The 24,286-nt window shown below is 67.4% G+C and carries 26 protein-coding genes; 17 read left to right on the top strand and 9 right to left on the bottom strand.

Going from position 1 to position 24,286, the window contains the following annotated elements:
- Positions 1-58 precede the first annotated feature (58 nt).
- The 3 genes from IB268_RS06670 to IB268_RS06660 form a co-directional block, all read right to left on the bottom strand.
- Positions 59-2,611 carry a TonB-dependent receptor gene (locus IB268_RS06670; RefSeq protein ID WP_225591301.1) on the bottom strand — a complete coding sequence of 851 codons (2,553 nt, stop codon included), beginning with the start codon at positions 2,609-2,611 and terminating at the stop codon, positions 59-61.
- A 175-nt stretch (positions 2,612-2,786) separates the two neighbouring features.
- On the bottom strand, positions 2,787-3,800 hold the full coding sequence (locus IB268_RS06665) for a FecR domain-containing protein (RefSeq protein WP_192353999.1): 1,014 nt from the start codon (positions 3,798-3,800) through the stop codon (positions 2,787-2,789).
- The gene (locus IB268_RS06660) at positions 3,779-4,288 is read right to left on the bottom strand and encodes a sigma-70 family RNA polymerase sigma factor (RefSeq protein WP_054451641.1); all 510 of its coding nucleotides are present in this window, start codon (positions 4,286-4,288) and stop codon (positions 3,779-3,781) included. Before IB268_RS06660 ends, IB268_RS06665 begins: the two co-directional genes overlap by 22 nt.
- Before the next feature lie 136 nt (positions 4,289-4,424).
- Here IB268_RS06660 and IB268_RS06655 point away from each other — a divergent pair, with 136 nt between their 5' ends.
- Both IB268_RS06655 and IB268_RS06650 read left to right on the top strand, forming a co-directional pair.
- Positions 4,425-4,892: a CopD family protein gene (locus tag IB268_RS06655; RefSeq protein ID WP_054451642.1), complete on the top strand. Its 468-nt coding sequence runs from the start codon at positions 4,425-4,427 to the stop codon at positions 4,890-4,892.
- A 143-nt stretch (positions 4,893-5,035) separates the two neighbouring features.
- Positions 5,036-5,896, top strand: coding sequence for a hypothetical protein (locus tag IB268_RS06650; RefSeq protein WP_119451777.1), 861 nt, complete (start codon positions 5,036-5,038; stop codon positions 5,894-5,896).
- On the opposite strand, the gene IB268_RS06645 is transcribed toward IB268_RS06650, so the two are convergent.
- Positions 5,893-6,849, bottom strand: a complete 957-nt coding sequence (locus tag IB268_RS06645) for a LysR family transcriptional regulator (RefSeq protein WP_192353998.1) — start codon at positions 6,847-6,849, stop codon at positions 5,893-5,895. The two genes, IB268_RS06650 and IB268_RS06645, sit on opposite strands and share 4 nt — an antisense overlap.
- Before the next feature lie 161 nt (positions 6,850-7,010).
- On the opposite strand from IB268_RS06645, the gene IB268_RS06640 reads away from it, so the two are divergent.
- The 4 genes from IB268_RS06640 to IB268_RS06625 all read left to right on the top strand — a co-directional run bounded on the left by IB268_RS06640 (position 7,011) and on the right by IB268_RS06625 (position 10,253).
- Complete coding sequence (locus IB268_RS06640) at positions 7,011-8,024, top strand: tripartite tricarboxylate transporter substrate binding protein (RefSeq protein ID WP_082400782.1); 1,014 nt, start codon at positions 7,011-7,013, stop codon at positions 8,022-8,024.
- Positions 8,021-8,992 carry a hypothetical protein gene (locus IB268_RS06635; RefSeq protein ID WP_156337326.1) on the top strand — a complete coding sequence of 324 codons (972 nt, stop codon included), beginning with the start codon at positions 8,021-8,023 and terminating at the stop codon, positions 8,990-8,992. Before IB268_RS06640 ends, IB268_RS06635 begins: the two co-directional genes overlap by 4 nt.
- Before the next feature lie 76 nt (positions 8,993-9,068).
- A complete protein-coding gene (locus IB268_RS06630) occupies positions 9,069-9,761 on the top strand; it encodes a YafY family protein (protein WP_192329185.1) in 693 nt (230 codons plus the stop codon).
- A 78-nt stretch (positions 9,762-9,839) separates the two neighbouring features.
- Positions 9,840-10,253, top strand: coding sequence for a VOC family protein (locus IB268_RS06625; RefSeq protein WP_054451645.1), 414 nt, complete (start codon positions 9,840-9,842; stop codon positions 10,251-10,253).
- Between the two features lie 68 nt (positions 10,254-10,321).
- Here the strand turns inward: IB268_RS06625 and IB268_RS06620 are convergent, their stop codons facing one another.
- Positions 10,322-11,728, bottom strand: coding sequence for an amino acid permease (locus tag IB268_RS06620; protein ID WP_054451646.1), 1,407 nt, complete (start codon positions 11,726-11,728; stop codon positions 10,322-10,324).
- A gap of 77 nt (positions 11,729-11,805) precedes the next feature.
- Positions 11,806-13,056: a kynureninase gene (gene kynU / locus IB268_RS06615; RefSeq protein ID WP_054451647.1), complete on the bottom strand. Its 1,251-nt coding sequence runs from the start codon at positions 13,054-13,056 to the stop codon at positions 11,806-11,808.
- A 138-nt stretch (positions 13,057-13,194) separates the two neighbouring features.
- Here kynU and IB268_RS06610 point away from each other — a divergent pair, with 138 nt between their 5' ends.
- Positions 13,195-13,668, top strand: coding sequence for an Lrp/AsnC family transcriptional regulator (locus IB268_RS06610; RefSeq protein WP_054452258.1), 474 nt, complete (start codon positions 13,195-13,197; stop codon positions 13,666-13,668).
- Between the two features lie 19 nt (positions 13,669-13,687).
- Here IB268_RS06610 and IB268_RS06605 read toward each other — a convergent pair whose 3' ends face one another.
- The gene (locus IB268_RS06605; protein ID WP_054451648.1) at positions 13,688-14,317 is read right to left on the bottom strand and encodes a hemolysin III family protein; all 630 of its coding nucleotides are present in this window, start codon (positions 14,315-14,317) and stop codon (positions 13,688-13,690) included.
- 85 nt (positions 14,318-14,402) lie between these two features.
- A complete protein-coding gene (locus IB268_RS06600; protein WP_217472147.1) occupies positions 14,403-15,488 on the bottom strand; it encodes a P1 family peptidase in 1,086 nt (361 codons plus the stop codon).
- A 194-nt stretch (positions 15,489-15,682) separates the two neighbouring features.
- Here IB268_RS06600 and IB268_RS06595 point away from each other — a divergent pair, with 194 nt between their 5' ends.
- The 3 genes from IB268_RS06595 (at position 15,683) to IB268_RS06585 (ending at position 17,982) form a co-directional block, all read left to right on the top strand.
- Complete coding sequence (locus IB268_RS06595; protein WP_013395870.1) at positions 15,683-16,465, top strand: amino acid ABC transporter substrate-binding protein; 783 nt, start codon at positions 15,683-15,685, stop codon at positions 16,463-16,465.
- Positions 16,466-16,549: 84 nt separating this feature from the next.
- Positions 16,550-17,230 carry an ABC transporter permease subunit gene (locus tag IB268_RS06590; protein WP_054452260.1) on the top strand — a complete coding sequence of 227 codons (681 nt, stop codon included), beginning with the start codon at positions 16,550-16,552 and terminating at the stop codon, positions 17,228-17,230.
- The gene (locus tag IB268_RS06585) at positions 17,227-17,982 is read left to right on the top strand and encodes an amino acid ABC transporter ATP-binding protein (RefSeq protein ID WP_054451650.1); all 756 of its coding nucleotides are present in this window, start codon (positions 17,227-17,229) and stop codon (positions 17,980-17,982) included. Before IB268_RS06590 ends, IB268_RS06585 begins: the two co-directional genes overlap by 4 nt.
- Positions 17,983-17,988: 6 nt before the next feature.
- Here IB268_RS06585 and IB268_RS06580 read toward each other — a convergent pair whose 3' ends face one another.
- A complete protein-coding gene (locus IB268_RS06580; RefSeq protein ID WP_054451651.1) occupies positions 17,989-18,672 on the bottom strand; it encodes a murein hydrolase activator EnvC in 684 nt (227 codons plus the stop codon).
- 207 nt (positions 18,673-18,879) lie between these two features.
- Here IB268_RS06580 and IB268_RS06575 point away from each other — a divergent pair, with 207 nt between their 5' ends.
- From IB268_RS06575 to cyoA, 7 genes are all read left to right on the top strand, one after another.
- Entirely contained in the window at positions 18,880-19,305 is a 426-nt protein-coding gene (locus IB268_RS06575) for a DUF2946 family protein (RefSeq protein ID WP_192353997.1), read from the top strand.
- Positions 19,306-19,366: 61 nt separating this feature from the next.
- Positions 19,367-19,990: an SCO family protein gene (locus IB268_RS06570; protein ID WP_192353996.1), complete on the top strand. Its 624-nt coding sequence runs from the start codon at positions 19,367-19,369 to the stop codon at positions 19,988-19,990.
- A gap of 30 nt (positions 19,991-20,020) precedes the next feature.
- Positions 20,021-20,515 (top strand): copper chaperone PCu(A)C, encoded by a 495-nt coding sequence (locus IB268_RS06565; protein ID WP_054451654.1) that lies wholly within the window; start codon positions 20,021-20,023, stop codon positions 20,513-20,515.
- 245 nt (positions 20,516-20,760) lie between these two features.
- The gene (locus IB268_RS06560; RefSeq protein WP_054451655.1) at positions 20,761-21,120 is read left to right on the top strand and encodes a DUF4148 domain-containing protein; all 360 of its coding nucleotides are present in this window, start codon (positions 20,761-20,763) and stop codon (positions 21,118-21,120) included.
- A 237-nt stretch (positions 21,121-21,357) separates the two neighbouring features.
- The gene (locus IB268_RS06555; RefSeq protein WP_054451656.1) at positions 21,358-22,560 is read left to right on the top strand and encodes an ATP-binding protein; all 1,203 of its coding nucleotides are present in this window, start codon (positions 21,358-21,360) and stop codon (positions 22,558-22,560) included.
- 5 nt (positions 22,561-22,565) lie between these two features.
- The gene (locus tag IB268_RS06550) at positions 22,566-23,117 is read left to right on the top strand and encodes a response regulator transcription factor (RefSeq protein WP_042794894.1); all 552 of its coding nucleotides are present in this window, start codon (positions 22,566-22,568) and stop codon (positions 23,115-23,117) included.
- 258 nt (positions 23,118-23,375) lie between these two features.
- Positions 23,376-24,284: a ubiquinol oxidase subunit II gene (gene cyoA / locus IB268_RS06545; protein ID WP_054451657.1), complete on the top strand. Its 909-nt coding sequence runs from the start codon at positions 23,376-23,378 to the stop codon at positions 24,282-24,284.
- The last annotated feature ends 2 nt before the right edge of the window (positions 24,285-24,286 follow it).

Genomic DNA, 24,286 nt, shown 5'->3' with positions numbered 1-24,286 from the left:
TAAGGTTTGCGTAGACCGCCGCCGTCCCGGCATTGCCCGGACCGGCGGCGGGTCAGGATCAATACTGGTATGTCAGTGAGACGCGCAGGCTGCGTCCCGGTTCCGTGTACCAATCGACCGGCCGCGGAATGGCGATGGCGCCGGCGGTCGGCACGTTGATGGCCTCCCAATACTTCTTGTCGAACAGATTGAAAACTCCTGCCTGCACCTGCAGCCCCTTCACCGCGGCCGGACGCCAATAGCCCATCAGGTCCACCACGCCGTAGCCGGGCGCCTGGAAATCGGGATTGCGCGCCGTGGCCGTGGCCTCGGGATACTCGACCTTGTCGCGCTTCAGGGCGGTAGTCAGCATGGCGTCCACGCCCCACACGTCGCGGCCGTAGCCCAGGCCCAGCACCGCCTTCAGCGGCGCCACCGAGTTCAGGTACTGCCCCGTGCTCTCGTCCTTGCCCACGGCCCACGCCAGCGAGCCCCAGGTGCGCCAGCCTGGCGAAAACTTCCAGTGCGCGCTGGCTTCGGCGCCATAGATGCGCACCTTGGCGCGGTTGACGTTGCCGGTCACGCCCAAGGGATACTGTCCGGCCCAGCCCGGCTGCCACTGGGGCGAGGACGCGTTCAGCGGCACGTCGCCATCGATGAAGTTCTGGTAGCGGTTGTCGAACAACGATACCGCGCCGCCCAGGGAATCGGAACCGATCTTGGCGCCCAGCTCCCAGCCCTTGCTGGTTTCGGGCTTCAGATAGGGATTGCCCACGCGCAGGTAGGTGCCGGGGCCGCCGTAGTTGGTGTAGAGCTGGGTCGGGCTGGGCGCCTTGAAGCCGTAGGCGTATTGCGCGTAGAGGCTCAGCTCATCCGCGGCCTTCCAGGTGGCCAGCAGCTTGGGCGAGAAACGGCTGCCGCTGTTGGACGGCGGCAGCGCGCCTGCGTTCGGGTTGCTTTCGTAGCTGGCCGTGGACTGCGGCTTCTGTTCGTAGTGGTCGTAGCGCAGCGCCGGCATGATGGTGTAGCGGCCGTCGGCGAAGCTGAATTCGTCCTGCACCCACAGGGCCCATTGATTGCCCTTGGATTGCGGCACATCGGCCTGGTTGGTGTGCAGCATGTCGCACAGGCGCGGGCCCATGGGCGCCGGCGTGCCCGGCCGGATCACCGGGCAATTGTCGTAGCCGCTTGAGTACTGCTCGGTCTTGTTGCCATACCACTCCCCGCCTACGGTCCACAACTGCGACACCGAGGCGCCCGCCAGGCGCTTGGTGACTTCGGCATTGGCGCCGAACATGGTCTGCCGGATGGAGTTGCTGCGGCCATAAGGCCCGCTGGGATAGCCGTAACGGAACGGATCGCCCGGTATGGCGTAGGCCCGGGAATCGACGCTGCGCACGCCGCTCAGCGAGCTGTCCAACTGCAGGCGCTGCCAGTAGACGACCGCGGTGGCCGTGTCGATCAGGCTGTCCGCACCGGGCGCCTTGTACGAGTAATCGAGCGACACCCGTTGGCGCTCGGTTTCCTTGCGGGTGCTGTTCTCGCCGTACAGATAGCTGGTGCCCGCGCCCTGCTCGAACATATTGTCGATGTCGGCGTTGCGCTTGAAGTATTCGCCGGTCAGGCCGAAGCGGTGGCCGCCTTCGACGCGCTGCTGCAGCTTCAGCAGGAAGCTGCGCTGGTCGTAGTCTTCCGGGCTGGGTTCGCTGCGCTTGGGTCCGTAGCCGCCCACGTCGCCGCGGTTGTCCAGGGCATGGCCGTTGCGTACGCCCGCCTGCACCAGCCAGAACGTATTGCTGTGGATCTGGCCCGCCAGGGCGGCGTTGGCGCCCCAGCTGCTGTCGGCCGTGTCGTAGTCGGTCTTGGCCAGCGCGCCGAAGGTCTTGCCGTCTGTCAGCAGGTCCGACGGTTGCAGCGTGTACAGGTCGGCAGTGCCGGAAATCGCGCCGGAACCGCCGCCGCTGGCGTCGGCGCCGCGCACGATGTCCAGCCGCGACAGGCTGTTGAAATCCACCGCTTCCAGCCCGCCCTTCAGGCCGCGCGCGCCGTCGTCCAGCCACGGCAGGCGGATGCCGTCCACGCGCGTCAGCACGCGATCCTGATCCAGGCCGCGGATGTTGATGCTGTTGGTCGTGCGGTTGAAGCTCACGCCGGGCTCGGCGCGCTTGCCGAAATCGCTCCAGTTCTTGACCTGAAGTTCGTCCAGGCGCTTGCGGTCGGTGCTGGTTTCCCAGGCCGGCGCGACCGGCGCGCCCTCGCCTTCCACCTGGACGGGCGCCAACTGCGTCACATCCGCGGGCAATGCCTGCAACACGTAGACGCGGGCGCTGCGCTCCTGCACGCCCAGGCCGCTGCCCGCCAGCAGGCGCGCAAAGCCCTCATTCACGGAATAGACCCCATCGAGCCCCGCCGTGCGGCGCTGGCCCACCAGCGCCGCGTCGAACAGCACCGTCACGCCCGCGCTGTCGGCAAAGCGCGGCAACGCCTCGGCCAGCGTGCCCGCGGGAATGCGATAGCCGCGCGCCTGCGTCTGCTGCGCGGATTGCGCCCACGCGGCGCTTGCGGGCAGCAAGGCGGCAGAGAGCGCGGCCAGCGCCAGGGCGGCCTGCACGGCGGCGGCTAGATGCGTCATGCGGCATTGCAGGCGTCGGGCTGGTCGGGAGCCGCTTGCGCGGCCGGCGGGGAGATAAGCCATGGTCGTCCTTTCGATCCAAAAGGTGTCGGCATTCGTTTGCCTCTACAGACCATGACCCTCGTGAAATCCGAATCGGACAGCTGGCCCTCCACTTTTTTGTAACAGCGCGGGTTCAGGCCTCGGCTGCCGCGCGCAAGGTGATCGTCACCCAGTAAGGCGTGCGATAGCGCACCTGCACCGGCAAGGTCGCGGGCAGTGCCGCCAGGACCGCATCGGTGTCGCGCACCTGGAACGCGCCTGAGATGCGCAAATGCGCCGCCTCGGGATCGCAACGCAGGATGCCGGAACGGTAGCGGCCCAGTTCGGCGGCAAAGGCGTCCAACCGCATGCGGTTGGCGTACAGCACGCCGCGCTGCCAGTCGCTGGCATGCGGGTCCGCGGGGGATGGCGGCGATGCGCCCTCGTCCGTCAGGCTGCTCTGTTGGCCAGCTTCCAGGCTGATCAGGCTGCGCGGATGCGCGGCGCTGCCGACGCGGACCCGCCCTTCCTGCACGCTGACGCGGCACAGGCCGCCTTCCTGGCGCACGCAGAAACGCGAGGACTGCGCCTCGATGTCTCCCTGGCTCGTGCGCACCACGAAGGGCCGCGGCGCAGGCGCCGTGTCGGCCACGGCATGCACCGCGATCTCGCCGGCGCGCAGGCGCACCAGGCGAGCCGTGGAGCTGTACATCACGTCGACGGCGCTGGCTGTGTTCAGCAGCAGCGTGGATCCATCCGCCAGCGCCACTTCGCGCCGCTCGCCCGGCGCGCTGCGGTAGTCCGCGGTCCAGTCGAGCGGATCGGCGCGCCAGGCGGCCCAGCCGACAGGACCGGCCACCACCAGCGCAATCAGTGTCTTGAGCGCGGCGCGGCGGCTTCTGAGCTCGGGCCGGTTCAAGGTCGCCATACCCAGCGCCGCCGGGATCAGGCCGAAGCGTTCGTTCACGCGCTGCGCGCGCTGCCAGGCGTGCTCGTGCTCGGCCTTGCTGGCGCGCCACAGTTCACAGGCCCGCTGGTCGGCGTCGGTGGCGCGGCCCGAACTCAGCCGCAGCAGCCAGCGCGCGGCCTCGCGCGCCACGCTGCGTTCGACGGCGGGCAGTTCGGACGCCGCCTCGGCCTGGGCGCTCAGATCGACGCCATGATGCATTGTTCGAATCCCTTGGCGATGTAACGGTGCACGGTACGCAGCGACACGTTGAGGCGGGCGGCTATTTCGCCATGGCTCAGTCCTTCCAGCTGCGCCATCAGGAAGGCCTGGCGGGCCGGCAGGGACAGGCCAGCCAGCATCTCGTCGATTTCCTGCAGCGTTTCCAGGATGATCAGGCGCTGTTCGGCCGAGGGCGCCAGCGCCTCTGGCATCAGGGCCAGGGCTTCCAGATAGGCCTGCTCCACCGAGCGCCGCCGGTGGTGATTCAGCAGCAGGCGCTTGGCGATGGTGGTGAGATAGGCGCGCGGTTCGCGCAGGGCGTCCAGTTCATGGCGGTGGCGCAGCACCCGCACGAAGGTGTCCTGCGCCAGATCGGCCGCGTCGAAGCTGTTGCCCAGCTTGGCGCGCAGCCAGCCATGCAGCCATCCGTGATGAGCGCGGTACAGCAGTTGGACGTTGTCGCTGGCGGCGACCGCGGGATTCGGCACGGGTGGCTCCCTGAACTTTCAATCACAAATAGAAATCAATCTCATTCTAAATGCAAAACCATGATTCCGGTCAAGTCCGCGCGCCGCGCTTGACGGCGATATGATGGGGACGGATTCCTCCCTACAGGCCTGCCCCATGCTCTATGCCGCGCTCAAATTCATCCACCTGATGGCCGTGATCCTCTGGGTCGGGGGCATGCTGTTCGCGCACTGTTTCCTGCGGCCGGCGGCCGCGCAACTGGAACCGCCGGTCCGGCTGCGGCTGATGGCGTCGGTGCTGGGGCCATTCCTGAATGCCGTGCTGGCGGCCATCGTGCTGATCCTGTTTTCCGGCGCGCTCATGATCGGCCAGGAAGCCAGCCAGGCCGCGCAGACGGGCGGCTCCTTCTTCATGCCGCGCAGCTGGACCCTCATGGCCTCGGGCGGCCTGGTCATGACGGCCATCTACGCCTACATCCGCTTCGTGCTCTACCCGCAGTTGCGAGCGGCGGTCGCCGCATCCGACTGGCCCCAGGGCGGCCAGGCCATGGGCGGCATACGCCGCTGGGTCGGCATCAACCTGCTGCTGGGCATCGCCATCGTGGCCATCGTCTTTTTTGCGTAGGCGGATATCAGCCGGCGCCCGCCAGCTATCGGGCATGCGCAGGCTGGTATCGGAATTCTTTTGCTTGGTGCAATACGCATTACATCCGCGCTGGCCACACTGCGGATGACTCTCGCGGGCCTACACAAACAAAAGGAATCTCCATGATCAAGCGTGTCTTCCAGCTGGCCGCCCTCGGCCTGTTCGTATCCGCCTCGGGCGCGCATGCCGCCGCCCCCATCGACAACAGCGCCCTGGACCAGACCGGGTTCCGAGAACACAAGGCGACCTATGGCGTGGTCTACCGTCTGCCACAGGACGTCAACGCCATCCTGGACGCCAAGATCAATGGCACGCTGAAAGCCGACCTGCTCAAGCTGGGCCTTAAGACCGAGGCCGAAACGCCCAACATGCCGCACGTGACGGTGGTGCACATCCACAGCGCCGACCCGCAAACGCCCGCCCGCATGCTCAAGGCCCTGCCCAAGCCGCCGGCCCCGCTGCAGGTCACGCTGAAGAACTTCTATCCCACCGAAGCCGCCAAGGGCGCGGGCCATCCGTGGTGGCTGGACCTGGGCGTGGTCAAGAGCGGCCAGGGCTTCGAGGACATGATGCGCTACAACACCGTCGCCACCGCCGCCCTGGCGCCGCTGCGCGACGGCCCCTTGCCGCGCGTCACCGGCCCGGTCTACGCCAAGATGGGCGACGCCGGGAAAGACCTGGTCAAGACCATGGGCGTGAGCGGCGTGAACATCATGCAGGACGGCAAGGAAGTGCGCGCGCACAATCCGCACACCACCCTGGTCTACAGCATGGCGATGTACGACACGCGCCTGCAGGACGCCATGAAGCAGGAGTCCGACAAGTTCAACGCCGTGCTGCCGGACGGCATCAACACCACCTTCAAGGACGTGTCCATCGTCGAGATCGGCTTCGCCGGCAACGTGGTGCGCGAGATCTACCGCGTCAGCCTGGAAGACGGCTCGGCCATCGACGTGGCGACTGGCAAGAAGGTCGGTTCCTAAGCCGCACTGGCTGCGGGAGCGTCCACGCGTTCCCGCAGCACCTCGCGGATCTGCCCGCGCAGCCAGGCCTGCAACGGCGACGTATGCAGGCGCCGCGGCCACACCATCACCAGTTCGATCTTGCGCAGGCTGGCAGGCAGTTCCAGCGTCGCCAGCGGGAAATGCCGACCATGCACCTGCGCCACGCTGGCCGGCATGGTGGTGGCGTAATCAGTGTCCAGCAGCACATAGGGCGTGATGCCGAAGCCGGACAGGTAGGCCGAAAATTCCAGCCGGCTGGCATCCGGCTTAAGCGCGCGGTCGAAATTGGTTTCCCGGCCATACATGTGCGCGAAGGCGAACCACTTGATGGACGGCAGATCCGCCAGCGCCAGCGCGCGCTTGCCTGCCCAGGGATGCCGCGCCGACACCACGCACACGCGCCGGTCCTTCAGCAGCGTATCGCGATGAAAACGCGCCGGCACCTTGCCGAACAGGCCGATGGCCATGTCCAACCGCTCCGCGTCCAGATCGTCCGGCACGAAGTCTCCGTGCACCGACTGGAAGCGCAGTGTGATGCCTGGCGCGGCGCGGTGCAGACGCTCGATCAGCGGCGCTGCCAGCAGGATCTCGCTATGCGCGCCCGTGCCGATATTGAGCACGCCGCTGGCCTTGGCCGGGTCGAAAGCCTCGGCCGGACGCAGCGCCGCTTCGATCTGCGCCAGCGCGTCATGCACCGCCGAATGCAGTTCCAGCGCCCGCTCCGTCGGAATGAATCGGCCCTTCACCACCACCAGCAAGGGATCTTCCAGCCGGCGGCGCAGGCGCGCCAGGTCACGGCTGATGGCGGGCTGCGTCTTATGCAGCAGGGCTGAACTGGCGGTGGCGCTGCGAGTGCGCATCAGGACGTCGAACGTCAGCAGCAGGTTCATGTCCAGCCGGCGCAGATAGGGCAGGGATTGGGCGTCGCTCATGCCGCCCATACTATGCCTGAAATGCATGCATTGAAAATTCCATACCGTTTTCGACATATACAGCTTGCGCAGCCAGCATTGGGCAAGGCGGTCAGCCTTGGCTACAGTCCGCGCAGATCGGGGCCTTCCGCACCCGACCCGACTTTCCGGAGACTGCCGCAATGATCCCCCTGGGCCTGACCGCCGCGCGCTGGCGCGCTTCCCCCCGCCGCTGGATGGCGGCCGCGCTCACCGGAGCTGCGCTGCTACTGGGCGCCGCACAGCCGGCCGCTGCGGCGGGCTTTCCCGAACGTCCCGTGACGCTGGTGGTGCCCTTCCCCGCCGGCGGCACGCCCGACATCCTGGCCCGCATCCTCAGCGACAGCCTGGCCAAGCGTCTGGGCCAGCCTCTGATCGTGGAAAACCGCGCCGGCGCCGGCGGCAATATCGGCGCGCAGGCGGTGGCGCGCGCCGCGCCCGACGGCTACACATTGCTGATGTGCGCCTTCGGCTGCACGGTCGCGCCCTCGCTCTACCAGCCCGCTCCCTACGACATCGTCAAGGACTTCGCGCCCGTCGCCATGGTCGGGACGGTGCCCAGCGTGCTGGTCGTCAATCCCAAGGTGCCAGCGCAGACCGTGGCCGAGCTGCTGGCCTACGCCCGCGCCCATCCGGGCAAGCTGAACTCGGCCTCGTCGGGCGTGGGCGGCTCGGCCCACCTGGCCACCGAATTGCTGAAGCTGCGCACCGGCATCGATGTGGCGCACATTCCCTACAAGGGCGCCGGGCAGGTCGCGGCCGACCTGCTGGGCGGCCAGGTCGACATGTATTTCGACAACCTGCCGGCTTCGCTGGCGAACATCCGCGCGGGCAAGCTGCGGGCGCTGGCCGTGGCCAGCGCCAAGCGCGCGCCGGCCATTCCAGACGTGCCGACCTTCGCCGAAGCCGGCGTGGCCGATTTCCTGATCACGCCCTGGTTCGGCATCATGGCGCCGGCCGGCACGCCGGACGCCACGCTGGCCGCGCTGCACCAAGCCTTCAACGACGCCTTGCAGGAGCCGGAGGTCGCCGCCAAGATGCGCGAATTGGGCGTGGAGACTGCCGCCGGGCCGCGCCAGGCGCTGGGCGACTTTGTGGTGGCCGAGACCGCGCGCTGGAAAGACGTGATCCAGGCCAACCGCATCCGGGCCGAATGATGACGGACGAACCCGGCCGCGACGCATCGGACGCGCTCGCGCCGATCCGGCTGCGCGACATGGGCGCCTTCCACGTGGGCGGACGCGAGGTCAGCCTGTCGGGCCTGCCGCGGCGCGAGGTGGTGATGGCCGAAGGCGGCCAGCCCGTCGCGCTAGACCCCAACGGCACCTACCGCGTCGAGCAGATGTATGCGCAGTACTTCCTGGCCGAGCCGGCCAGTGGCCGCCCGCCGCTGGCCTTCTGGCATGGCGGCGGCATGACCGGCGCGGCGTGGGAGACCACGCCCGATGGCCGCCAGGGCTGGCTCCATGCCTTCCTGCGCCGCGGCTGGGACGCCTATCTGTGCGATGCCGTGGAACGCGGCCGCTCAGGCTACGCGCCGGTCCCCGAGATCTGGCCGGAAGGGCCCATCGTGCAGGCGCAGGAAGACTGCTACACGCGCTTTCGCATCGGCCGCCCGGGCACGCGCCCCGGCCCCGGCAGCGCCTATGGCAACACGCAGTTCCCGGTGCAAGCCTTCGGCGAGCTGGCCGCGCAGATGGTGCCGCGCTGGGTGCATACCGACGCCGCCGTCCTGCGCGGCTATCTGGCCTTGCTGGAGCGGGTCGGCCGCATGATCGTCATCTGCCATTCGCAGGCGGGCGTATTCGGCATCCGCGCGGCCGCCGCCCGGCCCGATCTGGTGCGCGCCGTGGTGGCGCTGGAGCCGGCCAGCATCCCGCAACTGGACGCCGGCTACCGCACGCCCACGCTGGTCCTCATGGGCGACAACATGGACACGGACCCGCGCTGGCCGCGCATGCGCGAGCGGGTGCGCGATTTCGCGCGGCGGCATCCCTGCGTCACCTTGCTGTCGCTGCCCGAGCTGGGCATCGCCGGCAATTCGCACATGCTGATGATGGACCGCAACAGCCTGGACCTGGCCGCGCGCGTGCACGAGTGGCTGATGGCCCTGCCGCCGGCCTGAAATCCCGTTGCGGACGGAGCCCCGCCTGCTGACATTTCGTGGCAGCATTATGGATCCTCCATCCCCGCCCGCCCCCATGTCCCGCACCGAACGCCTCCTGGGCCTGATGCAGACCTTGCGCTGCCATCGCCGCCCCGTCAGCGGCCGCCAACTGGCCGCCGACCTCGGCGTCAGCATACGCACGCTCTACCGCGACATCGCCACCCTGCAATCGCAGGGCGCCGAGATCGAGGGCGAACCGGGCCTGGGCTACGTGCTGCGGCCCGGTTTCATGCTGCCGCCGCTGATGTTCAGTACCGAGGAGATCGAGGCGCTGGTGCTGGGCACGCGCTGGGTCGCGGACCGGGCCGACCCGCGGCTGGCGCAGGCCGCGAGCAACGCGCTGGCCAAGATCGGCGCAGTGCTGCCGGCGGAAATGCGCGACGGGCTGGATGCGATACCGCTGCTGGTCGGGCCCAGCGCGATGCAGGTGGTGGACCGCGTGGACCTGTCGCTGATCCGCCACGCCATACGCTGCGAACAGAAGATCGACATCACGTACCGCGACGACAAGGGCGCCGATTCCGCGCGGGTGATCTGGCCGTTCGCGCTGGGGTTTTTCGACAGCGTGCGCATCGTCATGGCCTGGTGCGAACTGCGCCAGGACTTCCGCCATTTCCGCACCGATCGCATCGCCACGCTGACGCCCGGTGAGCGTTATCCCAAGCGCCGCCATGCGCTGCTGAAGGAGTGGCGCGCGATCGACCGATCGCCCAAGCAATGCGGATGAAAATGCAGATAAAAGCTACTGCCAAAAACTGACAGTACCCCTGTCTAAGATGAGCGCGTCTACCACCCGGAGCGCATCATGTCAGACACCAATTTCGTGATTTTCTACGTCGAAAAGCCCGCCGCCAGCGCCGCGTTCTACAGCGCCCTGCTGCAGCGTCCGCCCCTCGAAAGCTCCCCCACCTTCGCACTGTTCAGGCTGGATTCCGGCCTGATGCTGGGCCTGTGGTCGCGCTATACCGTGGAGCCGGCCGCTGCCGGCCGCGGCGGCGCGACCGAACTCGCCTTTACCGTTTCGGACGCGCAGGCGCTGGACCGCCGCCACCTGGACTGGAGCCTGCGCGGCCTGCCCATCCTGCAGGCGCCCACCGATATGGATTTCGGTCGCACCTTCGTGGCGCTGGATCCCGACGGCCACCGGCTGCGCGTGTTCGCGCCGGCGCCGCAGGAACAGGCTGCGCAGCAGCCTGCGCCCGCCTTGGCCAGCGCCTGAAGCCCGGCCATGAAATACGGGCCTGAGGCTTGCGCCTCAGGCCCGCGTCTGAACCGGGCGCAGCTATGTCAGGAACGCTGGCCGCGCGGGGTCAGCGCAACGGCTTCGCCGCGCCGACGGAACAGCAGCTGATAAAGCACGGCCAGCACCAGCAGGAAAGGCACACCGAACACCAGCGTCATCTTGAAGACGCTGGTGAAGTAGGTGGTGGCCAGGATCGCCAGCATCGCGCCCGCGCCCAGCAGGGTCAGCACCGGAAAGCCCGGCATGCGGAACGACAATTTACCGCCCCCTTCGCGCGCCCAGCGGCGGCGGAAGCAGTAGTGGGTGACGAAGATCATCATCCACGTAAACAGCGCGCCGAACATCGAAATCGCCATCATCAGCGTGAACGAGGTCTCGGGGTACAGCACGTTCAGCACCGCGGCGATGGCAATGCCGCTGGTCGACAGCAGCAGCGCGTTCAGCGGCGTGCCGCTGCGCGTCAGCTTGCCGAACGCGGACGGCGCATGGCCGGCGCGCGACAGGCTGAACATCATGCGCGTGGTGATGTAAAGCTGGCTGTTCATGGCCGACAGCGCCGCCACCAGCACGATGAAGTTGATGACGCCCGCCGCCCCCGGAATCTCCAGCGCCTGCATCACCTTGACGAAGGGACTGCCGCCCTTGCCGGCCTCGTCCCAGGGCACGATGGCCAGGATCAGCGCCAGCGTCAGCAGGTAGAACACCACCAACCGGACGATGGTGGCGCGGAACGCCTGCTTGACCGCGCGTTCGGGGTCTTCGGCCTCGCCCGCGGCCACCGCAATCATCTCCACGCTGAGGTAGCTGAAGATCGAAATGACCACGGCGATCCACATGCCCCAGACGCCGTTCGGGAAGAACCCGCCGTGCGAGGTGTACAGGGCGGTGCCGTACTGCGGATTGCCCCAGACTACGTAGGCGCCCAGGATGATGAAGGCGACGATGGCGGTGATCTTGATCGTGGAGAACCAGTACTCGACCGTGCCGAAAGTCTTGACGCTCATGGCGTTGATGAAGATCAGCACGGCCGAGAACAGGCAGACCCACTGCCAGCCGGGCACGTCCGGAAACCAGAACTTCATGTACTCGGCCACGGCGGTGACTTCGGTGCCTACCGCCAGCACCACGCAGGACCAGTACGCGTAGCGCACCAGAAACCCCGCCAGCGGGCCGACGTAGTGCTCGGCATAGGCGCCGAAGGAACCCGAGGTGGAATGCGCCACCGTCATTTCCGCCAGGCAGCCCATCAGCAGCAGCGTGATCAGGCCGCCGATGGCGTAGCTGATGATCACGCTGGGTCCGGCAAAGCCGATGGCGAACTTGCTGCCCAGGAACAGGCCCGTGCCGATGGCGCCGCCGATGGCGATCATGCTCATCTGCCCCGACGTCAGCCGCCGCTTCAGGCCCTGCTCGCGTTCGGCGATCTGGCCGAATCCTTTTTGTTGTTGCATTGTCTCCTCCAGGTCCTGCGCTCTCTTTGTGGATGTAGGGCCGGTTTGGCCCGCGCAATGGGGTTGTGTTGCGGCGCTCAGGTCACGGCGGCGCGGTGCTTGAATTCCGGCTTGTCCCAGGAACGCGTGTCCAGCACGTCCTTCAGGATATCCACGGCATCCCAGACGTCGGCGTAGCCGAAGTACAGCGGCGTCAGGCCGAAGCGCAGAACCTCGGGTTCGCGATAGTCGCCGATCACGCCGCGCGCGATCAGGGCCTGCATCACTTCGAAGCCGTTGGGGTGGCGGAAACTGACATGGCTGCCGCGGTCGGCGTGCTTGCGCGGCGTCACCAGCGTGAGCGGATGGCCGGCGCAACGCTCTTCGACCAGCGCGATGAACAAGTCGCCCAGCGCCAGGGATTTCTTGCGCACCTCGGCCATGTCGGCGGCGTGCGCCACGTCCAGGCCGCATTCCACCAGCGACAGCGACACGATGGGCTGGGTGCCGCACAGGTAGCGGCGCACGCCGCCGGCCGGCTCGTAGGCCACGGTCATATCGAATGGCCGCGTGTGGCCCCACCAGCCGGATAGCGGCTGCCAGAAGTCCTTGGTGTGGCGCGGCGCCACCCAGATGAAGGCGGGCGAACCGGGGCCGCCGTTCAGGTACTTATAGGTGCAGCCCACGGCGAAGTCGGCGTCGGCGCCGTTCAGGTCCACCGGCACCGCGCCCGCGGCGTGCGCCAGGTCCCAGATCGCCAGCGCGCCGCGCTCGTGCGCCAGCGCGGTCACGGCGGCCATGTCGTGCATCTGGCCGCTGCGGTAATTCACGTGCGACAGCAGCATCACCGCCACGGACTCGTCCAGCGCCTTTTCCAGCGGCAGTTCATCGTCGATCAGGCGCATTTCATAGCCCTGCTGCAGCAGGTCGATCATGCCCTGGATCATGTAGAGATCGGTGGGGAAGTTGTCGCGTTCGGACAGGATGACGCGGCGCTTGGGGTGCTGGTGCTGCTGGATGCGCAGGGCGGCGGCCAGCGCCTTGAAGATGTTCAGCGAGGTCGTGTCGGTCACGACCAGTTCGCCTTCGCGCGCGCCCAGCAGGCGGCCCAGCTTGTCGCCTAGTCGGGTGGGCAGTTCGAACCAGCCCGCGGTATTCCAGCTGCGGATCAGGCCCGCGCCCCATTCCTGGCCGATCACGGCGGCAGCACGGCCGGCGGCCTCCTTGGGCAGCACGCCCAGGGAGTTGCCGTCCATGTAGAGGACGCCGGGCGGCAGGTCGAAACGGTCCTTCAGGGGCGCCAGGGGGTCCTGGCGGTCGGCATTTACGCAGGCTTCACGGGTGTTCATTTTGTGCTCCGGGGGGCTATATTCTGGATACATACTATCAGCGCGATCAGGCTGATAAATTGCAAATTCAGGCGCGGATTACCCTAGGTTTCCGCATTGAATTGCACATAATCAACTTTTTTGGAATTTGATTGCATCATGCAGATCGACGCCATAGACCAGCGCATTCTTTACCGGCTGCAAGAGAACGGCCACCTCAGCAACCAGGACCTGGCCGAGCAGGTGGCGCTGTCGCCCTCGGCCTGCCTGCGGCGGGTGCGCGCGCTGGAAGAAAGCGGACTGATCCGCAACTATCGCGCCGTGCTGGACGCCGAAAAACTGGGTTTCGAGCTGGAGGCCATCGTCCACGTGTCGCTGGACCAGTCGCGTCCGGGCTGGCATGAAGAATTCCTGGCCGGCATCGCCCTGCATGACGAGATCACCGAGGCCAGCATCGTGACTGGCGCCTCCAACTACATCCTGACGGTGTGCACGCGCAACCTGAAGGCGTTCTCGCAGTTCGTCGAAGACAAGCTCAGCAAGATCCCGGGCGTGCGGAACCTGTCCTCGCATATCGTCATGCGCAAAGTGAAGAACCGCGGCGGCATGCTGCCGCTGGCAAGCTGGCGCTAGCGGCCCGCTGAAGCCCCGCTCAGGCCGGGCTCAGCCGCAGGAAGCCGAACACCGTCACGAAGTGGCAGGCGGTGCCGCCCATGACGAACAGGTGCCAGATGCCATGGGCATGCGGCCAGCGCTGGTCGTTGGCGTAGAACAGCGTGCCGGCGGTGTAGACCGCCGCGCCCGCCAGCAGCCAGGCCAGTCCGGCCGCGGACAAGGCGCCCGCGATCGGCGCGGCGAACATCACGCCCAGCCAGCCCATCGCCAGATACAACGGCAGGGCCGGCGCCGCGCCGCGCGCCCACCACAGCTCGCGGCTGATGCCCACCGCCGCCAACAGCCAGATCGCCACGCCCATGGCCGCGCCCCAGCCGTGCTCCACCGGCCCGTAGGCCAGCGGCGTGTAGGTGCCGGCGATCAGCAGGTAGATCGCGCAATGGTCGGCCTTGGCCCACCAGGCCTTGCGGCGGCCGCGCGAGCAATGGAACAGCACCGACGAGGCATAGACGGCGATCATCGAAGCGGCGAACACGGCGCAGGCGATGACCTGCCGCGTATCCACCTTGAGTTCCGCGGCGCGGGCGATCAGGGCGCCCGATGCGGCCACCGCCAGCGCCAGGCCGGCCAGGTGCGTCGCGCCGTTGAATCGTTCGCCCTTGTACATGCACGCCCTCCGCCAGCCGGCCACGCGCCGGCGCCATCCATGATGGCGCCCTTGTGTGACAGGCCGAGGTCAGGCCACGCGGCCATCAGGAAACGAAGTCCACCGCCGCCGGATAGCCCTCCAGCGCGCGCGCCGACAGGATGGCGCGCTGCACCGCGATCGCCATCGCCTCGGCCGCCATCACGCCCAGCAGCATGACGTTGCCTGGCTTGCCGGACGTGCCCGTGCCCAGCGCAAAGATGGTGTCGCCATCCAGCATGGTGTGGATGGGATTGATGGTGCGTGCCAGGCCATCGTGCGCCATGCCGGCGATCTTCTGCGCCTGCGCCTTGGTGAGCTTGGCGTCGGTGGCGACCAGTCCTATGGTGGTGGCGGTGCCCGGGCGCATGGACTTGGGCAGATCGCCCGCCAGGATCGCCGCGCGGGTATCCAGCAACATCTTGCCGTCGGCAGTGCGCGCGCCAGCCAGGACGCGCCCGGTGGCCGGGTCCACCACGTCGCCCACCGCATTGACCGCGACGATGGCGCCCACCGTCACGCCCGCCACGGTCAGCGAGGCGCTGCCGATGCCGCCCTTCATGGCGCGCTTGGGACCGTACAGCTTGCCCACCGTCGCGCCCGCCCCCGCGCCCACGTTGCCTTCCTGTGGCGCGGCGTCCGTGGCCGACTTGCAGGCCTGGTAGCCCGCGGCCGCGTCAGGCCGGATCGAGGCGTCGCCCACGCCCAGGTCGAACAGGATGGCCGAAGGCACGATGGGCACGTGCGCCACGCCCACGTCGAAGCCGATCTTCTTTTCCTCCAGATAGCGCATGACGCCCGAGGCCGCATCCAGGCCGAAGGCGCTGCCGCCGGACAGCACCACGGCATGCACTTTCTCCACCATATTGACGGGATTGAGCAGGTCGGTCTCGCGCGTGCCCGGCGCCGCGCCGCGCACGTCGACCCCGGCGGTCGCGCCAGCCTCGGCGATGATGACCGTACAGCCCGTGGGCCGGCGCGTATCGGTGTAGTGCCCCACCCGCAAGCCCGCCACCTGCGTGATGCTGCCGCTGCCCGGCATCAGCCGCGTACCGTCCGCGGCCTGGGCAGGCATTGCACTTGCTGCTGCCGCGCCGGCGGCCGCCATCATGAAAGCCCGCCTGTTCCATTGCTGTTCCACACCGATCTCCACTGAAGTCCTGCCTGGATGGACCCCGGCGGCACGCGCCGGAGCAAGGGTATCGCCATATGACTTGCCGCTATATTTTTACTATTCCTTATGCTTTGTGGAAAAATAGACGCGTTGTTAGAGTGCGGCTACGCCGGAGGGCATTGCAGGCACGGATGCTCTCCACCCGAGATATCTGCCATCCGTGGAGCACCGCCATGAAACTCTTCCGTACGCTGTTCGTCGCCGGCCTCGTCCAGGTCGCCGCGTTGTCCGCGGCCCATGCCCAATCCGGACTGGACCAGATCAAATCCGCCGGCGTGTTCAAGATCGGCACCGAAGGCACCTACGCCCCCTTCACTTTCCATGACGCATCCGGCCAGCTTACCGGGTTTGACGTGGACATCGGCCGCGCCATCGCCGAACGCCTGGGCGTCAAGGCGCAATTCGTCGAAGGCAAATGGGACGGCCTGATCGCTGGCCTGGACGCCAAGCGCTACGACGCGGTGATCAACCAGGTCGGCATCACCGACGCGCGCCGCGCCAAGTACGACTTCTCGGATCCCTACATCTCGTCGGCCGCCGTGCTGATCGTGCGCGACGACAACACCAGCATCAAATCCTTCGACGACCTGAAGGGCAAGAAATCCGCCAACACGCTGACCAGCAACTTCGGCAAGCTGGCGCAACAGCATGGCGCGGAAGTCATTGCTGTGCAGGGCTTCAACGAAGCCATCGACCTGCTGACCTCGGGCCGCGTCGAAGCCACGGTGAACGACAACCTGTCGTTCCTGGACTTCAAGAAGCAGAAGCCCAATGCCAAGGTGAAGATTGCCGCCACCGACAAGACCGCCGAGTTCAGCAATTCGGGCGTGCTGATCCGCAAGGGCAACCCCGAGCTGCAGGCCGCCATCAACAAGGCGCTGGCCGACATCAAGGCGGACGGCACCTACAAGACCATCTCGGTCAAGTATTTCGGCACGGACCTGTCGGCGCAATAAGCGAGCGGAGCGCACATGACGCTACCCCCCTGGCTGCAATCCGTCCTGCCCGACTGGCTGCTGGCGCAACTTGGCAATTGGGCGGTGCCGGCCTGGGTGCAGCTGATGCTGGACTCGTTCTGGCCGCTGCTGCACGCGGGGCTGATGTTCACGGTTCCGCTGACGCTGATGTCGTTCGCGCTGGGCCTGGCGCTGGCCTTCGTGGTCGCGCTGATCAGGCTGTTCGGTCCGGCGCCGCTGGTGGCCGTGGTGCGTTTCTACGTCTGGCTGATCCGCGGCACGCCGCTGCTGGTGCAGCTGTTCGTGATCTTCTACGGCCTGCCCAGTGTCGGCATCGTGCTGGATCCGCTGCCGGCCGCGCTCATCGGCTTCACTCTCAACGTGGGCGCGTACAACTCGGAAGTGATCCGCGGCGCCATCGAGTCCATCACCAAGGGCCAGTGGGAAGCGGCGTACTCGCTGAGCATGACGCGGGCGCAGGCGCTGCGCCGGACCATCCTGCCGCAAGCGGCGCGGGTGGCGGTGCCGCCCCTGTCCAATTCCTTCATCGCGCTGGTCAAGGACACCTCGCTGGCGGCGGTGCTGACCGTGCCCGAGATCTTCCAGGCGGCGCAGCGCATTGCCGCCGTGACCTATGAACCGCTGATCCTGTACACCGAGGCGGCGCTGATCTACCTGGTGTTCAGTTCCGTCCTGTCCGCCGCGCAGGTGCGCCTGGAACGGCGCTTCGGCCAGCACGCGGTCTTTACCGAGAAAAACCGATGATCCGCCTGGAAAAGATAGAAAAGGCGTTCGGCGGCAATCCCGTGCTCAAGCAGGTGGATGTGAGCATCGCCGAAGGCAGCGTCACCGCCCTGATCGGCCCGTCCGGCAGCGGCAAGAGCACCTTGCTGCGCTGTGTGAACCTGCTGGAAGTGCCGGACCGCGGCACGCTGGAGATCGGCCCGGAAACGGTGCATTTCGAACCCGGCCACAAGCTCTCGCGCGATCAGGTCCAGCGCGTGCGCAAGCAGACCGGCATGGTGTTCCAGAACTTCCAGCTGTTCCCGCATCAGACCGTGATCGGCAATGTCATGGAAGGCCTGCTGACCGTGCAGAAGTGGCCGCAGGACCGCGCGCGCGCCCGCGCCGAGGAACTGCTGCGCAAGGTCGGCATGCTGGAAAAGCGCGACGCCTGGCCCGCCAACCTGTCGGGCGGACAGCAGCAGCGCGTGGCCATCGCCCGCGCGCTGGCGCCCGCGCCGCGCGTGCTGCTGTGCGACGAACCGACCTCGGCGCTGGACCCGGGCCTGGCCGCCGAAGTGGTGGACGTGCTGCGCCAGCTCGCCGCCGAAGGCATGACCATGCTGATGGCCACCCACGACCTGCGGCTGGCGGCCAGCGTGTCGCGCGAGGTGGTATTCCTGCTGGACGGCACGGTGGTCGAATCCGGCGATTCGCGCACGCTGTTCAGCCAGCCGGCCGACCCGCGCACGGCGGCGTTCATCTCGACGTTGACGCAGGAAGCCGCGCTGTAGATCAGGCTACTTCGGCGGCAGAGACCCCGCCGGATCGACCGCCTGGCCGTCATAGCGCAGCTCGAAATACAGCCCGACCTGCTTGCTGTCGCTATTGCCCATTTCAGCGATCTTCTGCCCCTGGCTGACGCGCTGTCCTTCCTTGACCAGCAGCTTGCTGTTGTGGGCGTAGATGCTCAGGAAGCTGGCGTTGTGCTTGACGATGACCAGGTGGCCATAGCCGCGCAGGCCGCTGCCGGAATAGGCCACTGTGCCCGGTGCCGCGGCCACCACCGGCGTGCCGGAGGAATTGCTGATGACGATGCCGTTGGAACCCGATCCGTCGTAGCCGCGCGTGACCTTGCCCTGGGCGGGCCAGACCAGCGAGATTGCGCCCGGCGGCGCGGTGCGGCGCTTGGCGGTCGAGGTCGACGACTTGGGCGAAGGCGCAGGCTTGCCGCGCGCCTTGCTGGGCGCGGTGGACGTGCTGGCCTGCCCGGCCGGCGGCTCGACCCGCAGCAATTGTCCGACTTCGATGGAATTGGAATTCGACAGCTTGTTCCAGCGCACCAGATTGCTCACGCTGGTGCCCTGCTTGCGCGCGATCTGGGTCAGCGTGTCGCCCGATTGCACGCGGTAGTAGCCGGGCTGGACCTTGGTGGTGCCGCAGGCGGACAGCAGGGCCAGCAGCGCCACGGCCAGCACGCACATCCACAGGCGGAAGGACGGCCTGCCCTGGCGGACGATGGCGGGCAACGTGGGAAGAGGCAGGGTCTGGGCGGACGAGGAAAGCACTGAAACCTGGGGCACTGAGTGGGATGTCGGGGATTTGAGTGCGTTCAAGGGTACCAAGATTTTGGCGCGCCATGGGCGCTGGCGTCAGATGCTTGCGCCAGTCGCGCGGGATAGAATGCCGCCATGACCCGCCTGATCCGCCTCCAGCACCTCGGCAGCGCCGCACGCGCGCGGGGCGTGCTGTGGCTGGCGCTTCTGGCCCTGGCGCTGCGCGCGCTGGTGCCGTCGGGCTACATGCCCGACGCCCGGGCGCTGCACGACGGCCGGCTTGAAGTCACGTTCTGCTCGGCCGCCGGCGATGTCTCGACGCTGGCGCTGGCGTTGTCGCCCGAAGACAAGGGCAAGGCCGGCCACGACACCGCCGATGCCGGTGCGCTCTGCCCCTTCGGCCTGCTGGCGCACGTGGCGCCCGCACCCGCCCCCGCGCTCACTCCCCTGCTGCTGGCCGCTGGCCGGCACGCACTGCCCGCGCCCGCCAGCGCCACCCCGCCCGCGCCCGCCGCCGCGGGTCCGCCGCTGGGTTCGCGCGCCCCGCCACGCCTCGTCTGACTCCGCCACAACGCGCGGCTCCGCCGCGCCCCTGGACGAACCGTCAAGCGACGAGGTTTTCATGCATTCCCCCCTTCTGCGCGCGCCCGCCGGCGCGGCGCGCTCCCATGCGCCCGATCCGCGGCGCCGCCTGCTGCTGTCCTCTTTCGCCCTGCTGGCCCTGGCAGGCTGCGGCCCCGATGCGCCCAAGCTGCACGGCATGGATCTTTCCGGCATGCCGTCCGGCGACTTCCAGCTGCAGGACACCGAAGGCCGCGAACGCAAGCTGGCCGACTACGCCGGCCAGCCGATCATGCTGTTCTTCGGCTTCACGCAATGCCCGGACATCTGCCCCACGGCGCTCACCCGCGCCGTCGAGATCAAGAGCCTGCTGGGCGCGGACGCCAAGAAGCTGCGCGTCCTTTTCATCACCGTCGATCCTGAGCGAGACACGCCGGAAATCGTGCGCGCCTATACCCAGGCCTTCGACCCGGACTTCGTCGGCCTGCGCGGCGATGCCGAACAGACGCGCGCCGCCGCACAGTCATTCAAGGTCTTCTACCAGAAGGTCGCCACCGGTTCGTCCTACACCATGGACCACACCGCGCTGACCTACGTCATCGACGCCAGCGGCAAGCTGCGCATCGCCCTGCGCCATCAGCAAAGCGCGCAGGAATGCGTGGACGACCTGCGCACCGTGCTCTGACCTGAATCCATATATAGAGAGGCAACCCTCATGAAAAACACCGCGATCAAATCCCTGGCGGCCGCCGCCTTGGCCTTCTGCGCCCTGGCCGGCGCCAGCCCCGCCGCATTGGCCCAGGACGCCGCCCTGAAGGTGGACGACGCCTGGGTGCGCTCCACCGTGCCCAGCCAGCACGCCACCGGCGTCTTCATGCGCCTGACCTCCGTCTCCGGCGGCCGCCTGGTCGGCGTGGAATCGCAGGCGGCCAAACACGTGGAAATCCATGAAATGGCGATGCAGGACAACGTCATGAAGATGCGCCAGGTACCGGGCATCGCCCTGCCCGCGGGCCAGGCCGTGGAGCTCAAGCCCGGTGGCTATCACGTGATGCTGATCGACCTGGCCGGCCAGATCTCGCCCGGCGAGCACGTCGCCCTGACGCTCATCGTCGAGGATGCCGACAAACGCCAGCGGCGCGTGCCGGTGGACGCGGTGGCGCGTCCGCTGAACGCGGCAGCCGCCCCGGCCGCCGGCCACGGCCACTGAGCCCGCGGCGTCCCCATGAAAGTGGCTTGACAGCTGTGCTGCACGCCTGAAACAGCTTCCTTGCAACAAGGCCGTCCTGCGTGCAACGCCGCGCCGCGCGCCGGGTCGAATTGGAAAAGGCCCGGCGCGCGCCATCGCGGCGCGCCGGGCCAGGCTTTCCCGCATCCAGGAATCGCCCGCGGACAGCATCGCGGGCGTAGGCGCGGCCCGCAACGGCCGCAAGCTTTGACTGCCAGGAGCGTTTCATGAAGACCCTCAGCAAGACCTTATTGCTATGCGCCGGCATTGCAGCCGCCGGGGCCGTCCAGGCCCAGACCACGCAGTACACCCACGACCTCTATGGCGACTGGCGCGTCACCTATGCCGCCCCCGCCGCCAAGACGGCGGACCAGGTCAGCGCCGAACTGGCCCAGGCCAAGGCCAACGGCCAGTACACGTTCGGCGACGAGGACTATCCACCCCCCGTCATGTCGCACCAGTCTGAAACCCGCGCCCAGGTTGAACAGGAGTTGCAGCAGGCGCAGATCCAGGGGCAGATGGCATCCGACCAGGAAGACTACCCTCCTCCCGCGATGGCCCACAGCGGCACCTCTGACATCCATTAATACAGAGGCTGCAACCGCGGCGGATCCGGGCGTCGCGCCCAAATATCAGGGACACACCAATTCCCCGCCGACCGGCGGCGGCGCCTGATTCGCCATACAATGCCTGCACATCCACCGCCGGCCAGCCTGAAGGCGCGGCGGGGCAGCCGGCCTCCCAGCGCCGCGCCCCGGATGCCAGCGTTCCGCGCAGCCGGGCGCGTACCCGCCGGCAGCCTGCCGGCACCTCTGTGTCTGGATATGCCCGGTAGTTCCGCCTTTTCATTCCTGCGTACCCTCTGCAGCCTGCGCTGGCTCGCCATCGCGGGCCAGGCCGCCACCATCCTGCTGGCCAGCAGCGTCCTGGGCCTGGCCCTGCCGCTGGAGCCGCTGTGGATCGGCGTAGGCGCCCTGATCGGCTTCAACGTCTACGCCAGCCTGCGCCTGCGCCACCGCCGCGACCTGTCCCACGCCACCGCCTTCGGCCACCTGTTCGTGGACATGGCGGTGCTGGCCTGGATGGTGGGCTGGAGCGGCGGCATCAGCAATCCTTTCGGCATGATGTTCCTGATCCTGACCGCGCTGGCGGCCCTGGCGCTGCCGCGCAACTGGGCGCTGGCCGCGGCCGTGGCAGGCATCTCGGGCTACGTGGCGGCCGCGATCTTCGGCCAGCCCCTGCGCGGCGACGTCGATACCCATACCCTGCTGCTGTGGGGCATGGGCGCCAACTTCCTGATTTCGGTGGTGGTGGTGCTGGTGTTTTCGACCCGCCTGGCCTCGGACCTGCGCGACCGCGAGCGCGAATTGGCACGGTTGCGCGAACGCTTCACCCGCAACGAAGGCATCGTCGCCCTGGCCACCCACGCGGCGGCCATGGCGCATGAACTGAACACCCCGCTGGCGACCATGACCCTGCTGGCCGACGAGATCGCCGCCGAGGTCAAGGACGAAGACCTGCGCGCCGACGTTTCCACGCTCAGCCAACTGTTGGCCCTGTGCCGGGAACGTATCCGCAATCTGGCGGTCCCAACCGCGGTGGACCTGGTCCGCGTGGTGGGGCAATGGCGTCTGATCCGGCCGACCATCGATCTGCAGCGCTCGGGCACCCTGCCCGGCAGCCTGCGGGTCGATCCGGCCATCGCCCACTTGCTGCAGGCCCTGCTGAACAACGCGGCGGACGCCGGCGAAGCCGCCGATGTCCCGCGCGTGGACCTGCATCTGGAATACGGTTATGGCGCCCTGCGCGGCGAAGTCAGGGACTACGGACGGGGTTTCGATCCCGACCAGACCCTGCTGCCGGCGACCAGCCTGTTCAACAGCGGCAAGCCGGGAGGGCTGGGCGTGGGCCTGGCGCTGTCGCACGCCACGGTGGAACAGATGGGCGGCGAAATGACCATGACCGCCGCCGAAGACGGCGGCACGCGTATCCGCTTTTACCTCCCGCTGGGGAGTACCGGGACTTGAGTGCAATGAACCCAACCGATCTTGGCCTGCTGATCGACGACGACGAGCTGTATGTGCGCACCTTGCAGCGCAGCCTGTCGCGTCGCGGCCTGGAAACCCGAACCGCCACCGGCATCGCCGAGGCGCTGCGCGTGGCCGAGGAAATCCGCCCCGCCTTCGCCCTGGTGGACCTGCGCCTGGGCGAAGACTCCGGCCTGACCCTGATCCGCCCGCTGCGCGCCCTGCGCGCGGACATGCGGATCCTGCTGGTCACCGGCTACGCCAGCGTGGCCACCGCGGTCGAGGCCATCAAGCGCGGCGCGGACGACTACCTGCCCAAGCCCGCCACCGCGCCAATGATCCTGCGCACCCTCGGCCTGGTGAAGCCGGAAAACGTTACGATCGAAACCACCATGACGCCGTTGCACCGCCTGGAATGGGAGCACATCCACCAGGCCCTGCACGAAACCGGCGGCAACGTTTCGGCGGCGGCGCGCCTGTTGGGCATGCACCGGCGCTCCCTGCAGCGTAAACTGGCCAAAAAACCGGGGCCGGAACGCGAAGTCCTCATCGACTGATTTGTGCAGATGCGACAAATCGTCGCATACCCTGCATGTGCGGGTGCGACATATCGTCGCACCCTGGAACCTTGCAGCAAGCCCCCGCCCCCCTAGGAAAACCCTGTATCTGCTCCCCTTGGGGCGGAATCCTCCCAGGCAATGCGACCATTCGTCGCATGCTTGACCCATATCAAGCCGATAGGATGGACGTTGCTGCCTAGCAGCATTCCAGTCTGCTGCTATGCAGCATTTTCCACCTTCCATCCAAGGCTGTACGTGAAACACCCCCTCCTTGCGACCCTTACGCGCATTCTCAGCGTCGGCGCGGTCATGCTGCTTGGCGGCTGCAACATGGAAATCCTCTCCCCCAAGGGAGATATTGGCATCCAGGAAAGGACTTTGCTGTTCACGACGACCGGGCTCATGCTCATCGTCGTGATTCCGGTCATCGTCATGATCCTGGTTTTTGCCTGGAAATACCGCGCATCCAACACCAAAGCTGACTACCAGCCCAAGTGGGCCCACTCCACGGCGATCGAAATCGTGGTCTGGACCGTCCCTTGTATCATCGTGGCCATCCTGGCCGTGATCACCTGGCGCTCGACGCACGCGCTGGATCCCTACAAGCCGCTCGTGTCCGAACACAAGCCGGTGACCATCGAGGTGGTTTCGCTGGATTGGAAGTGGCTGTTCATCTACCCCGAGTACGACATCGCCACGGTCAACGAGATCGCCTTCCCGGTCGATGTTCCGGTCAATTTCCGGATCACCTCGGCCACGGTCATGAACTCGTTCTTCATCCCCCAGCTGGGCAGCCAGATCTACTCGATGGCCGGCATGGAGACCAAGCTGCACCTGAACGCGCGCGAAGCCGGCACCTACGCCGGCATCTCGGCCAACTACAGCGGCGCCGGCTTCTCCGGCATGCGCTTCAAGGCCATCGCGATGTCCCAGGACGGGTTCGACAACTGGGTCAAGGAAGCCAAGGCTGCCCCGACCGCGCTGACCCCCGAGGTCTATGCAGAGCTGACCAAGCGCAGCGAGCACAACCCGGTCGTCAAGTACTCCTCGGCGCCCCCCGCCATGTTTGATTTCATTCTTGGCAGCACCATGACCAAGATGGCCGGCGTGGACTCCGCCACGTGCACCCCCACGTCGAACAATCTGATCGCAGGAATTAACTAACA

The organism is Achromobacter sp. ACM01 (assembly GCF_014851745.1).
GTDB classification, from domain to species: Bacteria; Pseudomonadota; Gammaproteobacteria; order Burkholderiales; family Burkholderiaceae_B; genus Achromobacter; species Achromobacter aegrifaciens.
Note: the sequence above shows the minus strand (reverse complement) of the source record. Positions and strands in the feature narration are given on the sequence as shown.

Coding starts and splice junctions, on each gene's coding strand:
- IB268_RS06670 (WP_225591301.1), bottom strand. CDS start 2,611: ATGACGCATCTAGCCGCCGCCGTGCAGGCCGCCCTGGCGCTGGCCGCG.
- IB268_RS06665 (WP_192353999.1), bottom strand. CDS start 3,800: ATGCATCATGGCGTCGATCTGAGCGCCCAGGCCGAGGCGGCGTCCGAA.
- IB268_RS06655 (WP_054451642.1), top strand. CDS start 4,425: ATGCTCTATGCCGCGCTCAAATTCATCCACCTGATGGCCGTGATCCTC.
- IB268_RS06650 (WP_119451777.1), top strand. CDS start 5,036: ATGATCAAGCGTGTCTTCCAGCTGGCCGCCCTCGGCCTGTTCGTATCC.
- IB268_RS06645 (WP_192353998.1), bottom strand. CDS start 6,849: ATGAGCGACGCCCAATCCCTGCCCTATCTGCGCCGGCTGGACATGAAC.
- IB268_RS06640 (WP_082400782.1), top strand. CDS start 7,011: ATGATCCCCCTGGGCCTGACCGCCGCGCGCTGGCGCGCTTCCCCCCGC.
- IB268_RS06635 (WP_156337326.1), top strand. CDS start 8,021: ATGATGACGGACGAACCCGGCCGCGACGCATCGGACGCGCTCGCGCCG.
- IB268_RS06630 (WP_192329185.1), top strand. CDS start 9,069: ATGTCCCGCACCGAACGCCTCCTGGGCCTGATGCAGACCTTGCGCTGC.
- IB268_RS06625 (WP_054451645.1), top strand. CDS start 9,840: ATGTCAGACACCAATTTCGTGATTTTCTACGTCGAAAAGCCCGCCGCC.
- IB268_RS06620 (WP_054451646.1), bottom strand. CDS start 11,728: ATGCAACAACAAAAAGGATTCGGCCAGATCGCCGAACGCGAGCAGGGC.
- kynU (WP_054451647.1), bottom strand. CDS start 13,056: ATGAACACCCGTGAAGCCTGCGTAAATGCCGACCGCCAGGACCCCCTG.
- IB268_RS06610 (WP_054452258.1), top strand. CDS start 13,195: ATGCAGATCGACGCCATAGACCAGCGCATTCTTTACCGGCTGCAAGAG.
- IB268_RS06605 (WP_054451648.1), bottom strand. CDS start 14,317: ATGTACAAGGGCGAACGATTCAACGGCGCGACGCACCTGGCCGGCCTG.
- IB268_RS06595 (WP_013395870.1), top strand. CDS start 15,683: ATGAAACTCTTCCGTACGCTGTTCGTCGCCGGCCTCGTCCAGGTCGCC.
- IB268_RS06585 (WP_054451650.1), top strand. CDS start 17,227: ATGATCCGCCTGGAAAAGATAGAAAAGGCGTTCGGCGGCAATCCCGTG.
- IB268_RS06580 (WP_054451651.1), bottom strand. CDS start 18,672: ATGTGCGTGCTGGCCGTGGCGCTGCTGGCCCTGCTGTCCGCCTGCGGC.
- IB268_RS06575 (WP_192353997.1), top strand. CDS start 18,880: ATGACCCGCCTGATCCGCCTCCAGCACCTCGGCAGCGCCGCACGCGCG.
- IB268_RS06570 (WP_192353996.1), top strand. CDS start 19,367: ATGCATTCCCCCCTTCTGCGCGCGCCCGCCGGCGCGGCGCGCTCCCAT.
- IB268_RS06565 (WP_054451654.1), top strand. CDS start 20,021: ATGAAAAACACCGCGATCAAATCCCTGGCGGCCGCCGCCTTGGCCTTC.
- IB268_RS06560 (WP_054451655.1), top strand. CDS start 20,761: ATGAAGACCCTCAGCAAGACCTTATTGCTATGCGCCGGCATTGCAGCC.
- IB268_RS06555 (WP_054451656.1), top strand. CDS start 21,358: ATGCCCGGTAGTTCCGCCTTTTCATTCCTGCGTACCCTCTGCAGCCTG.
- IB268_RS06550 (WP_042794894.1), top strand. CDS start 22,566: ATGAACCCAACCGATCTTGGCCTGCTGATCGACGACGACGAGCTGTAT.